The sequence below is a fragment of the Nocardia sp. NPDC004415 genome, assembly GCF_053602435.1.
In genome coordinates, this window is sequence record NZ_JBSGDP010000062.1 from 24,922 (window position 1) to 36,890 (window position 11,969).

The window sequence follows — 11,969 nt, forward strand, 5'->3', positions numbered from 1 at the left end:
CGCCGGCAGGCCCGGCGACGCGCGCGAACGGAACAGGTGATGACGACTTTCGATATCGACACCGATGAGGTGCGGCGACACGCGACGGCGATCGACGCCTACGGAGACGAGATCGAGAAGGCCGCGGACGCCGCTCGCTACCTGACGATGAGCACCGACGGCTACGGCGTCTACGGCCAGCCGGTCGCCCTCATGCTCCAGGGCTTACAGGGCGTCGAGGCCGGGGCACTCACCGCGCTCGGCGTCTCCCTGCACAGCGCGGGCGACAAATTACGCTTCGCCGCCGGTGTGATCGACCAGGTGGACGCCGGATTCGGCAAATCGATCGACACCTTGCGCGACGAGATCACCGACTTCCTCGACGGCATCTCGGGCGGCCAGAAGTGACCAACGATCTCATCGCCTCGAAGACCGAACTCCAGGGCAGCGCGCTCGGTGGCCTGATCGTCGGCACCGAGGGCGCCGACGCGGACAAGGGCATCACCCTGTTCGAGGGCATCAACACCGTCCTCGAAGGCATCGACAAGGACGACATGGGCCTGCAGGCGCTCGGCGTGGTCGCCGTGGGTCTCGACGGTCTGGCCGCGGGCATGGACCCGATCGGTTACGTGGCCGGTCAGCTCGTCACCTGGATGCTCGAACACGTCAAACCGGTGCGGGAGGCGTTCAACTCCCTGGCCGGCGATCCCGACCTGATCAAGTCCTACGCGCAATCGTGGACGAACGTCGGCACCAGCCTGTCGCAGTCGGCGACGAACCTGGCGTCCTCGATCAAGAACGAGACCGCCGACTGGTCCGGCGCTGCGGGCGACGCCTACCGCACGCTCGGCGCCAGCCTCACGACCCTCACCCAGGTCATGAGCAAGGGCGCGGAGGCTCTGTCGACACTGACCACCGCCGCGGCCGAGTTGGTCAACGGCGTGCGCACCGCGGTCCGCGACCTGCTCGGCTCCCTGGCGGGCGCCCTGGTGAGCTGGGCGATCGAGGAACTGGCCTCGCTCGGCACCGCCACCCCGCTGGTCATCGCCCAGGCGACGGCACGGATCGCGAAGGACACCGCCATCGTGGCGAAACTCCTCACCCAGCTGTCGAAGAGCCTGAAATCCATCACCACCTACCTCGCGTCGATCCGCGATCTGATCGACGGCGCGTACCGAACCGTCACGTCCCTGACATCGTCGCCTCAAGCCACCGCATAGCACGAAAAAGACCCCCTCACCTGGACTAACAGGTGAAGGGGTCTTCTGGCGGTGGCGGAGGGATTTGAACCCTCGGACGGGGGTTACCCGTCACACGCTTTCGAGGCGTGCTCCTTAGGCCGCTCGGACACGCCACCGCCGACTACGATACCGGAGTGCTGCCCGGATCGTTAAATCGGCAGGTCAGCGCTGGTTTCGGAAGAAATCGTCGAGCAGGGCCACGCACTCGGTCTCCAGGATTCCGCCGCGCACCTGCGGGCGGTGGTTGAGCCTGCGGTCACGCACGACGTCCCAGAGCGAGCCGACGGCGCCGGTCTTGGGTTCCCAGGCACCGAAGATCAGCTTGTCGACCCGTGCCAGCACCAGCGCGCCCGCGCACATCGTGCACGGTTCGAGCGTGACGGCCAGCGTGGCGCCCTCGAGCCGCCAGCTGTCGCCGTGCACGGCGGCCGCGGCGCGCAGGGCCAGCACCTCGGCGTGCGCGGTCGGATCGCCGGTGGCCTCGCGGGCATTGCTAGCGCGGGCCAGCTCGCGCCCGTCGGCGTCGAACACGACGGCGCCGACCGGCACATCGCGCGGGTCGGCGTCGGCGGCCGCGGCGATCGCGGCGCGCATCATGTCCTGCTCGGTGGTCACCGGGGCAGTTTGTCCAGCACCGCCGCGAATTCGTTGGCGAAACCGAGACGCTGGGCGATCATGCCGAGCTGCTCGTCGGGGTAGAGGTCGGTCTCGGCGAGGATCACGCTGAGCACCGGTTCGGGCAGGCCGAGGTCGGCCAGCACGCCCAGGTCGCCCTCTTCCCACGGTTCGACGTCGTCGAGGTCGTCGGGGTCGATGTCGGGGATCTCGACATTGAGCGCGTCGAGGACATCGGCGGCGATGTCGTAGTCGATCGCCGCGGTGGCGTCGGAGACGAGCAGCCGGGTGCCGCTCGGTGCCGGACGCACCACGACGAAGAACTCGTCGTCGACGTCGAGCAGCCCGAATACCGCGCCCGAGCTGCGCAATGCCTTCAGTTCGGTCTCGGCGACCGACAGATCGTGCAGGGCATCGCTGGTGAGCGGACTACACCGCCAGGTGCCTTCTTCGCGGACCACCGCCACTGCGAACCCTTCGACGTCGAAGTCGTCGTCCGACGTCGCCCTGTTCGTGCCCGAGCGCTGTGCTGCCATGGACCAAACGGTAGTCTGTCCCGCCCGTAATGATGAACTCGTGTGCCAATCTGTTCCGATGACTCTCGACCAGCGCGGCGCTGTCTGCGTCCTCGGCACCGGTTTGATCGGCGGCTCACTGCTGCGCGCCGCCGTCGCGGCGGGGTACGAGGCGTTCGGCTACAACCGTTCCGATTCGGGTGCCGCGGCGGCGCGTCGCGACGGTTTCGACGTCACAGGCGAGCTGGAAACGGTCCTGCGCCGGGCCGCCGATACCGACGCGCTGCTGGTCCTCGCGGTGCCGATGCCCGCGGTCGCCACCATCCTCACCGCCATCACCACGCAAGCACCGAATTGCCCGCTCACGGACGTGGTGAGCATCAAGCAACCGGTCGCCGACGCGGTACGCGCGCAGGGGCTCGACGCGAACTACGTGGGTGGTCATCCGATGGCCGGGACAGCCGAATCAGGCTGGGCGGCAACCGATCCCGAGCTGTTCCGCGATGCCGTGTGGGCGGTCGGTGTGGACGAGGGCACCCGGGTCGAGCCGTGGATCAGGGTCGTGCGGCTGGCGCTGGACTGCGGCTCGGTGGTGGTGCCGGTGATCGCGGCCGAGCACGACCAGGCCGTCGCGCGGATCTCGCACCTGCCGCACGTCCTGGCCGAGGCGCTGGCCGCCGCCGGTGCCGACGGCGGGGCACTGGCACTGGGCCTGGCGGCCGGTTCGTTCCGCGACGGCACCCGCGTCGCCGGGACCGCGCCCGACCTGGTGCGCGCCATCTGCGAGCCCAACGGCACCGCGCTGGGCCGGGTACTCGACGAGACCATCGCCGCCCTGGTCACCGCGCGGGAATCGCTGCGCGCCGACAGGACGCTCGGTGAACTCGTCGAGGAGGGTTACCGCGGGCGCACCGCCTACGACCGGCGCGAGCGGTGGGAGATCACCGGCGTGACGCCGGGAGAAGGCGATTGGCTGGGCGAACTGTGGCGGGCGGGTCAGCGCGGCGGGGTGCTGCGCTCGCTCTAGCGGCACAGCCGGGAGCGCGGACGCGACCGGGATTCAGACGCGTTCGGCCAGCCCCGGGTAGTCGAGGACGAATCCCTCCGGGTCGACCGTGAGGGTGGCGCTGGAGACCGGGGACAGCACATTGATCCCGTCGGCGGCGCTGGAGTAGGTGAGTTCGGCCTCCTGCACCAGCAGATCGGGCAGCCGCACGTAGACGACCGGCACCTGCACATCGCCCACGGCGTTCTGCAACCCGAACCGCCGGATGGGCAGCGTGTTGAAGAACGGGCTCAGCACCACATCCACATCGAGCGCGCCGCCGAAGGTCGAGCGCACATGGCTGCCGCCCGCGTCGACGAGCCAGTAGTTCTCCTCGTCGCGCGAGATGGAGGCATGCCGCTCGCCCGCGGCGGTGGTGGTGCGCAGCGAGAGCCTGCGGGTGGCGCCGGCCTCGTCGGTGACCAGGTCGTAGGAGGCGCTGAAGGCCGGATGTTCGTCGCCCGCGCTGCCGATCATCCGGCCCGCCGCCCTGATCCGGTTCCCGTTCACCGTCACCCGCACCGATTCCATCCGGGTGTTGTCGTGGGCACGCCAGGTGAGCACCGAAGGCCACCGGGAGGCCGGTCGGATCTCGGAGGGGCCTGCGGCCGGGCCCGGGGCTGGGGACGTCACCTCTCTACGGTAAGCGACATCGGCCCCGCTGCCGTACAACACGGGCGCATCACACCAGCGAATCCCGCCAGGCGGCATGCAGACCGGCGAATCGGCCCTGCCCGGCGATCAACTCGGCCGGTGCGCCGTCCTCCACGATCCGGCCCGCGTCGAGCACCAGCACCCGGTCGGCGATCGCCACCGTCGAGAGCCGATGGGCGATGATCACCGCGGTCCGGTCGCGCAGCAGCGTCTCCAGCGCGTGCTGGACCAGCCGCTCCCCCGGGATATCCAGGCTGGAGGTGGCCTCGTCGAGCACGATCACCGCCGGATCGGCCAGGAACACCCGCGCGAAGGCCACCAGCTGCCGCTGACCGGCCGAGAGCCTGCCGCCACGGGTCCGCACATCGGTGTCGTACCCGTCCGGCAGCGACGCCACGAACCGGTCCAGCCCCACCGCCGCGGCCGCCGCGCGCACCTCGGCGTCCGAGGCGTCGGGCCTGCCGAGACGGATGTTGTCGGCGATGGTTCCGGAGAACAGGTAGGCCTCCTGGGTCACCATCACGACGTGCCTGCGCAGATCCGCGTCGGTGAGCCTGCGCAGATCCACCCCGTCCAGGCTGACGGTGCCGCCGCTCGGGTCGTAGAACCGGGTGAGCAGCTTGGCCAGCGTCGACTTGCCCGCGCCGGTCGCGCCGACCAGCGCCACCACCTGGCCCGCCGGGATGTCCAGATCGAACTCCGGCAGCACTCGGGTGTCGTGGTAGCCGAACCAGACGTGGTCCATCCGCACCTCGCCCCGCGCCTCCAGCAGCGCCACCGGATCGTCGGGCTCGGCCACCGACGGCTCCTCCTCGAGCACGCCGGAGATCTTCTCCAGGGCCGCCGCGGCGGACTGGTAGGAGTTGAACACCTGGGCGAGCTCGTCGAGCGGACCGTAGAACTGGTCGAGGTAGAGCAGGTAGGCCGCGAGCACGCCGAGGGCGAGGTTGCCCTCCATCACCTGCCAGGCACCGACGAGCAGCACGATGACCGTGGTCAGCTTGCCGATGAAGTTCGACAGGCCCACGTAGTCGCCCATACCGCGGATCGCGGTGGCGGTGGCCCGCTGGTACTCGCTGTCCTCGGCGGCGAGCACCTCCTCGTTGCGGTGCTCACGCCGGAACGCCTGCACCGCCCGCATGCCGCTCATGGCCTCGACGAACTGCACGATCACCCGCGCGATCGCCCCGCGCGTGCGCCGGTAGCCCGCCCGCTGCCGCCGCTGCGCCCACCGGGTCACCAGCACCAGCGGCACGAATCCGAGCAGCACGATCGAGGCCAGCATCGGGTCGAGCCAGACCAGCAGCACCGCGATGGTGACCACCGACAGGATCGCGCCGAAGGCCTGGTTCAGCGCACCCTCCAGCAGTTCCTGCAGGGTTTCGATATCGCTGGTGAGCCGGGTGACGACCTTGCCCGAGGTGTAGTTCTCGTGGAACGACACACTCAGCCGCTGGGTGTGCCGGAACGCGCGCACCCGCAGATCGAACAGCACCTTCTGGCTCAGCGACCCCGAAGCCCGCAGGAAACAGTAGGTGGTGACACCCGAGGCGAGGGTGACCGCGGCGAACCCGGCCACCGTCGCGAGCAGCGGTGTCCAGTCGCCCTGTCTGCCCGCGCTGATGCCGTGATCGAGGCCGTAGGCGATGAACAGCGGCAGCGAGACCTTGGCCGCGTTGTCGAGCAGGATCAGCACGAAGGTGAGCAGCGCCTGCTTGCGGTAGGGCCGCACCAGATCCAGCAGCAGCCGCCGGGAACGCCCGGCCAGCACCAGGTTTCCGGTGCCGGTGACCGCGTCGTCCTCCTTGGCGATGCCACGCCAGTCGGCTTCGCGTTCCGGAACATCCTGCGCTGTGGCCGTTTCCGTACTCGTCGTCATGATTCACCTCCCATCAGTTCGCGGTACCGCGCGTTGCCGCGCAGCAGTTTCTCGTGGGTACCCTCGGCCACGATGCGACCGTCGGCCAGCAGGGCCACCCGGTCGGCCAGCGCGGCTGTGGACGGCCGGTGCGCGACCAGCAGCGTGGTGGCGCCCGAGAGCACGCTGCGCAACCGGTCCTGCACGCGCTCTTCGGTTTCCACGTCCAGCGCGGAGAGCGGATCGTCGAGCACCATGATCCGGCCGCGCTCGGCGGAGTTCTCACCGATGAGCACCGCCCTGGCCAGCGCGAGCCGCTGCCGCTGGCCGCCGGACAGGCTCATGCCCTGCTCACCGATCCTGGTGTCGAGGCCCCACGGCAGTTCGTCGACGAATTCGGTGGCCTGCGCGATGTCCAGCGCCTGGCGAACGTCGGCGTCGGTGGCGCGCGGATCGCCCAGTGCCACGTTCTCGCGCACGCTGGCCGAGAACAGCACCGGCTCCTCGAAGGCCACCGTCACCACCCGGCGCAGCTCCGCCAGGCGCAGCGTGGCGATGTCGACGCCGTCGATGGTGATGCTGCCCTCGCCCACGTCGTAGAGCCGTGGAATCAGTTCCAGCAGTGCGGTCTTGCCACTGCCGGTCGCACCGACCAGCGCCACCGTCTCACCGGGACGAATCCGCAGGGAGACGTCGTCGAGCACCGCGGCATCGGTGCCCTCGCCCGATCGAGGGTAGGCGAAGCGAACGTGGTCGATGACCAGCTCGCCACGCACCCGCTCGGGCAGCGCGGCCGGGTGTTCCGGGTCGGTGATGTCGAGCGGGGTGTCGATGATCTCCCAGAACCGGTCGGCGGCCGTGCGCGCCTCGAACAGCTCCGACAGCAGGAAACCGGTCCAGATGATCGGCCACTGCAGGAATGTCGCCAGGGTGATGCTCGCGACCAGCGTGCCCATCGTCATCGAGCCCTGCACCACGGAGTAGCCGCCCACGCCGAGCGAGATCGCGATCGCGACGGTCGGGAAGGTCACCATGGCCGCCCACAGCGTGGCGTCCAGGCGCACCTTCTGCAGTTCGGTGCGTTGCAGTTCGCGCGAGAGCGCGGTGAACCGCGAGCCGAAGAACCGGCCGCGCCCCAGCGCCTTGAGCACGCGCACGCCCTGGGCGGATTCCTGGGCGATGGTCGCCAGGTCACCGGACTGGTCCTGCGAGCGCCGCGACGCCACCTCGAAGCGCCGGACGAACCGCAGGCAGAAGCCGGTGAGCGGCAGCGAGACGACCGTGAAGATCAGTCCCACTTGCCAATTCATCACGAACAGCGCGCACAACCCGGTGGGCAACAGCACCATGTGCACCACGAGGAACGGCCCGGCGAACGCGACGAACCGGCGGATGACGCTCATGTCGTCGACCGCGCGCGAGAGCAGCTGACCGGACTGCCAGCCGTCGTGCCTGCCGATCGAGAGCGCCTGCAACTGGGTGAACAGCTTGGCGCGCATGGCGATCTCGAACAGCGTGGACGGCTTGGACACCAGCCAGCGCCTGCCCCACATCCCGAACGATTCGAGCGCGCCGAGCGCGAAGACCAGCGCCACCGGCCACAGCAGCCCGGAGAAATCCCGGTGCGCGAGCGGACCGTCGATCACCTTCGCGATCAGCAGCGGGATGAGAATCGCCGTGCTGGTGGCGAGGATGGCCAGCACATTGGCGGCGATCAGCGGCACCCGGTACGGGCGTAGGTAGGGCAGGAACCGCCGCAGCGACCGCATTCCCCCGCGCGGTGGCTGTGTGGACGGCTCCGATCTGTCGGCCTCCGATTCGGCTGCCGCCAGGTCCAATGTGACAGACAAGGTTCCCCCTTGATGTCCGGTGGATGGATGTTTCCCGGAACAGACGCCAGGTGATGTTCGCATCTGGGTCCGACAAGTTCGGTGTCTCCAGAGTCGCATCGGACCCCTGCCCGCGGCCACCGATTTTCCGCCGGGGTGGCCGGGCCCACGTTCGCGCCCGAAGCGGCCTTCGCGTGGGCCGATACAATTCGCCGCGGAGCGAGAACGCGGCGCTGAGCAGCGCACGGCGCTGACGGAACACAGGAGGGTCGTTGACTCGGATGGTCGGGCTGTTCGCCGGTATCGGCGGGCTCGAACTCGGCCTCGCCGGAAACGGCTGGGCTACCGAGTTGCTCTGTGAGATCGACCCCGGCGCCCAGGGAGTGCTCGCCGCCCGTTTCCCCGATGTCCCCCTGCACGGCGATATCACCCGATTACGCTCGCTGCCCGCGAACACCGAGCTGGTCGCGGCGGGTTTCCCCTGCCAGGACCTCTCCCAGGCCGGCCGCACCGCGGGCATCACCGGCCGCCGCTCCGGCCTGGTCGACGAGGTGTTCCGGCTGGTCCGGCGCAAGCGCGGACCGCGCTGGCTGCTGATCGAGAACGTCCCCTTCATGCTCCAGCTCGGCCGTGGCGCGGCCATGCGCCACATCACCGCCGCGCTCGAGGAACTCGGCTACACCTGGGCCTATCGCGTCGTCGACGGGCGCGCGTTCGGGCTGCCCCAGCGCAGGCAGCGGGTGCTGATGCTGGCCTCGCGCACCGAGGACCCCCGTCAGGTGCTCTTCGGCGACGACGCGGGCCCCCGCGACTACGGCGACCCCGACCGCGATCCGTGCGGCTTCTACTGGACCGAGGGCGTGCGTGGCCTCGGCTGGGCGGTGAACGCGGTGCCCACACTCAAGGGCGGCTCCGGCCTCGGCATCGCCAGCCCGCCGGCGGTGCGGCTGCCCGCGGGCGAGATCGTCACCCCGGGCATCGTCGACGGCGAACGCCTCCAGGGCTTCGCCGCGGACTGGACCGCCCCCGCCCTCGACGTCCCCGGTGTCCGGCAGGGCCACCGCTGGAAACTGGTCGGCAACGCGGTGAGCGTGCGCATGGCGAACTGGGTCGGCGAACGCCTGGCCGACCCGCTGCCCCCGCTCACCGACGGCGAACCGCTGCGCCCCGGCGAAGCGTGGCCGACCGCGGCCTGGGGACATGCGGGTGTCGTGCACCGGGTGCCGGTCTCGACCTGGCCGGTCCACGAGCCCTACGAGGACCTGAAGAACTTCCTCACCGAGTCCCGCCTGCTCTCCCCCCGCGCCACCGCGGGCTTCCTGCGCCGCACCTCCATGGGCAGCCTGCGCTTTCCGCCCGGCTTCCTCGACGATGTGCGCGACCACCTCGACCGCATGGGCGGCTGGGCGGCATGACCGCGCGCCGAGACGGTCCCCGCCCCTCCGTCGCGGCGGCGGGGCGGCCGACGACCGATCCGGCGACCAGTGCGCGGATGTCCCGGCAGCGGCGGGCACGTACCGCCCCGGAACTGGCGCTACGGCGCGAACTGCATCGGGCGGGACTGCGTTATTTCGTCGACCGGCCACCCATCAAAGGGCAGCGTCGACGCGCTGACGTGGTGTTTCCCCGGTTGCGGATCGCCGTGTACGTCGACGGCTGCTTCTGGCATCGCTGCCCGGAACACGCGACGTCCCCGAAGAACAATGCCCAGTGGTGGGCCGACAAGCTGGCGGGCAATGTGGCCCGCGACCGCGCCACCGACGCCGCGCTCACGGCAGCGGGCTGGCAGGTGGTGCGCGTCTGGGAACACGAGGACGCCCACGCGGCGGCCGAACAGATCGGTGCGCTGGTCCGCGCGCGCTCGGAGACCGGGTAGAACCGGCTCAGCGCCGCCGTGCGTCGTGACGAACTCGCACTCGCACCGGCGCCTTGCGCGCCTGGGTGGCGAGATAGCCGGACACCGCCATCGCCAGGATCGTGGCGGTACTCGCCATCGCGATCACATAGCTCATCGAAGACCTCCCGGTTCGTTTACCTCCACCACCCTGCCCGGTGAACCTGACAGCAACCTGTGTGCGTTGTGATGAAACCACGCCCGCGGCCTCGCCGCGCCTTATCGGGCCTGTTCGGCGCGCACAGCACAATGGTCGATGTGACCGAACTCGCCCGGTTCTCCCGCGTCTACCCGGTGCTGATCGCGCTCGCGATCGCCGTCGCGGGCCTGTGCTACTCCTCCTGGGTACTCGAGTTCGTCCTCCCCATCCACGTCGACCCGGTCGATACCTTCCTCAGCGAACTCGATGCCGAGGGCAAGCCCTATCGCGAGGTGTTCGCGACCGCCGACAAGCTGGTCGGGCTGCTGCTGATCCCCGCCGCGCTGGGCGGCCTGCTGATCTTCCGCCGCCGCGCGCTGACCACGACCGGCTGGCTCGCCCTGCTGTGCTTCGGCGCCTCGACCATCGCCGACGCGATGCTGCCGCTGCACGACTGCGATCCCGTGGTGAGCGACTGCGGTGGAAACAGCGGCCTGTTCCCGCAGTTGCACCAACCGCACGCGCTCACCAGCACGCTGGCGGTGACCTCGATCGCGGTGGCGGCGTTCGCGTTCAGCGCCGCCGCCTACCGCTATCACCGCTGGGCGATCCTGCGCGAGTTCGGCGTGGTCGTGCTCCTCGTCGGCTCGGCGGCGACCATCTGGATGCTGGTGGCCGACAACCTGTCCGGCTCCTACGCCCTCGGGATCGCCCAGCGCATCCAGGTGGGCGCGATGTCGCTGTGGCTGCTCGCGCTGGCCGCCGCCGTGCTCGTCGAAGCCCGCGAGTGGACTACGTGACGGTGATCTTCACCGTGTAGCCGCCGACCTTCGCGGGCAGCTTCGTGGTGTCGACCGCGAGTATCTCGCCGGCGTCCTGCACTCCGTCGGGCAGCGTCTTGGGCTTCAGCCCGAACGGCGGCTGCTCGCCGGTGCTCGCGGCCAGCCCGAAGTCGCTGTCGTTGGCGATGTAGACGGTCTTGCCGCCGTCGAGGGTGGCGATGCCCTCGATCTTGTCGTGGCCGAAGAAGCGGCCCTTGTCGTCGAGGGAGACCAGTAAGGCCGACAGGTCGAGGTTGCCCGTCTTGGCGACCGGCGTGATGCCGACCTTCCGCAGCGCCGCGACGGCGTCGGCGGTCGGAACCACGCCGACCATGGTCTCGATCGGTTTGCCGTCGACCAGCAGACCCCCCTTGGCGGCGTCGTAGGTCGCCCCCGGCAGAGTCGACTGCGGGCCCACATCGGTGGCACCGGCGAGGTCGATGGTCCAGATCTTCTTGTCCGACTTCGGCGCGAGATTACCGTCGCGCTCGTCGACGAGGAAGGTCGTCGCGCTCAGCGCGGTGATCTCCGAGACCGCGACCTTGGTCTGCTTCGGGTCCTGCAAGGGGTACAGGAATTCCTTCTGCGCCTTGGTCTTCAGGTCCACGGTGACGATCCGCGCGATCGGCACCTCCTTGGCCGAACCGTCCAGCCCCGGGGTCTTGATCGCGCTCTGCACGATGCCGACCAGCGTGCTGCCGTCGGGCGTGACGGTCAGGCCCTCCATCCCCTGGTTGGGGCTGCGCAGCGAGATCTCCCGCGGTAGACCGGCACCCGGCACCAACCGCTCGATCTCCCGGCCCTGAGCGTCGAAATGCACCAGGAACGGGCCGTATTCGTCGGACACCCAGAAGGTGCCGTCGGGCAGCGCCACCAGACCTTCCGGGTCCAGGCCGTGGTCGGTGGGCGGCAGTACGGAGCCCTGGAGATCCTTGATGGTCTCGCCGGTGTCGGCGGCCACGTCGACCTGGCCGTTGAACGGCACGCCCGCGGCATTGCGCAGGTCGATGCTCGACTGCAGTTCGGCGCGGTTGTCGACCAGCTTGAAGCGGCCGATCTTCGGCACGAAAGCCGGTGTCGGCGCGAGCTTCTCGTTCTTGCCGGGACCGTCGACGTTCGGGCCGCGATCGGTGAGGCCGTAGAACTCGTCGGCGCTGCCCGGCACCGGCGTCCACGCCGAGCCGTAGCCACTGCCCTGCACGGTGGCACCGCCGTATTCGCCGAGCACCGGGATATCGGTGGTGTAGAGCCGCACCGCGTCGGTGGTGCCGACCTCGAACTGGTCGGTGCCGGTGTAGCCCGCGTCGGGGGTGTAGACGTAGGCACCGTCGGTGCGGCGGGTCACCGAGCCGTGCTCGGGGTGCGCGTCGACCCCGAGC

The 11,969-nt window shown here is 69.8% G+C and carries 13 protein-coding genes and 1 tRNA gene; 6 read left to right on the top strand and 8 right to left on the bottom strand.

The genetic code is table 11. The annotated features are described in order from the left end of the window. Positions 1-39: 39 nt before the first annotated feature. Positions 40-387 carry a type VII secretion target gene (locus tag ACWEMY_RS24010; protein ID WP_452391830.1) on the top strand — a complete coding sequence of 116 codons (348 nt, stop codon included), beginning with the start codon at positions 40-42 and terminating at the stop codon, positions 385-387. Further along, positions 384-1,199 carry a WXG100 family type VII secretion target gene (locus tag ACWEMY_RS24015; protein WP_452391831.1) on the top strand — a complete coding sequence of 272 codons (816 nt, stop codon included), beginning with the start codon at positions 384-386 and terminating at the stop codon, positions 1,197-1,199. Before ACWEMY_RS24010 ends, ACWEMY_RS24015 begins: the two co-directional genes overlap by 4 nt. 46 nt (positions 1,200-1,245) lie before the next feature. On the opposite strand, the gene ACWEMY_RS24020 is transcribed toward ACWEMY_RS24015, so the two are convergent. The 3 genes from ACWEMY_RS24020 to ACWEMY_RS24030 form a co-directional block, all read right to left on the bottom strand. After that, positions 1,246-1,336 (bottom strand) — tRNA-Ser (locus tag ACWEMY_RS24020). A gap of 46 nt (positions 1,337-1,382) precedes the next feature. Next, the gene (locus ACWEMY_RS24025; protein ID WP_452391838.1) at positions 1,383-1,817 is read right to left on the bottom strand and encodes a nucleoside deaminase; all 435 of its coding nucleotides are present in this window, start codon (positions 1,815-1,817) and stop codon (positions 1,383-1,385) included. Positions 1,818-1,831: 14 nt separating this feature from the next. Next, positions 1,832-2,371, bottom strand: coding sequence for a tRNA adenosine deaminase-associated protein (locus ACWEMY_RS24030; RefSeq protein ID WP_336084837.1), 540 nt, complete (start codon positions 2,369-2,371; stop codon positions 1,832-1,834). A 58-nt stretch (positions 2,372-2,429) separates the two neighbouring features. Here ACWEMY_RS24030 and ACWEMY_RS24035 point away from each other — a divergent pair, with 58 nt between their 5' ends. Then, positions 2,430-3,377, top strand: coding sequence for a prephenate dehydrogenase (locus ACWEMY_RS24035; RefSeq protein ID WP_452391832.1), 948 nt, complete (start codon positions 2,430-2,432; stop codon positions 3,375-3,377). Between the two features lie 33 nt (positions 3,378-3,410). On the opposite strand, the gene ACWEMY_RS24040 is transcribed toward ACWEMY_RS24035, so the two are convergent. From ACWEMY_RS24040 to ACWEMY_RS24050, 3 genes are read right to left on the bottom strand one after another with little or no spacing between them, the layout of a single operon-like run. After that, on the bottom strand, positions 3,411-4,028 hold the full coding sequence (locus ACWEMY_RS24040) for a putative glycolipid-binding domain-containing protein (protein ID WP_278260715.1): 618 nt from the start codon (positions 4,026-4,028) through the stop codon (positions 3,411-3,413). A 49-nt stretch (positions 4,029-4,077) separates the two neighbouring features. Then, positions 4,078-5,928 (bottom strand): ABC transporter ATP-binding protein, encoded by a 1,851-nt coding sequence (locus ACWEMY_RS24045; RefSeq protein ID WP_452391833.1) that lies wholly within the window; start codon positions 5,926-5,928, stop codon positions 4,078-4,080. Then, complete coding sequence (locus ACWEMY_RS24050) at positions 5,925-7,676, bottom strand: ABC transporter ATP-binding protein (RefSeq protein WP_452391834.1); 1,752 nt, start codon at positions 7,674-7,676, stop codon at positions 5,925-5,927. Before ACWEMY_RS24050 ends, ACWEMY_RS24045 begins: the two co-directional genes overlap by 4 nt. A 341-nt stretch (positions 7,677-8,017) precedes the next feature. Here ACWEMY_RS24050 and ACWEMY_RS24055 point away from each other — a divergent pair, with 341 nt between their 5' ends. Together ACWEMY_RS24055 and ACWEMY_RS24060 are read left to right on the top strand one after the other, a co-directional pair. Further along, a complete protein-coding gene (locus tag ACWEMY_RS24055; RefSeq protein ID WP_452391839.1) occupies positions 8,018-9,151 on the top strand; it encodes a DNA cytosine methyltransferase in 1,134 nt (377 codons plus the stop codon). Next, the gene (locus ACWEMY_RS24060) at positions 9,148-9,612 is read left to right on the top strand and encodes a very short patch repair endonuclease (protein ID WP_452391835.1); all 465 of its coding nucleotides are present in this window, start codon (positions 9,148-9,150) and stop codon (positions 9,610-9,612) included. Before ACWEMY_RS24055 ends, ACWEMY_RS24060 begins: the two co-directional genes overlap by 4 nt. A 7-nt stretch (positions 9,613-9,619) precedes the next feature. On the opposite strand, the gene ACWEMY_RS24065 is transcribed toward ACWEMY_RS24060, so the two are convergent. Further along, positions 9,620-9,748 carry a hypothetical protein gene (locus ACWEMY_RS24065; RefSeq protein WP_375932636.1) on the bottom strand — a complete coding sequence of 43 codons (129 nt, stop codon included), beginning with the start codon at positions 9,746-9,748 and terminating at the stop codon, positions 9,620-9,622. Between the two features lie 140 nt (positions 9,749-9,888). Between ACWEMY_RS24065 and ACWEMY_RS24070 the strand changes: the two genes are divergently transcribed. Continuing rightward, entirely contained in the window at positions 9,889-10,569 is a 681-nt protein-coding gene (locus ACWEMY_RS24070) for a DUF998 domain-containing protein (RefSeq protein ID WP_452391836.1), read from the top strand. Here the strand turns inward: ACWEMY_RS24070 and ACWEMY_RS24075 are convergent. Beyond that, on the bottom strand, positions 10,562-11,969 hold a 1,408-nt coding region (locus tag ACWEMY_RS24075; RefSeq protein WP_452391837.1), incomplete at its 5' end, for an esterase-like activity of phytase family protein. The genes ACWEMY_RS24070 and ACWEMY_RS24075 overlap by 8 nt on opposite strands.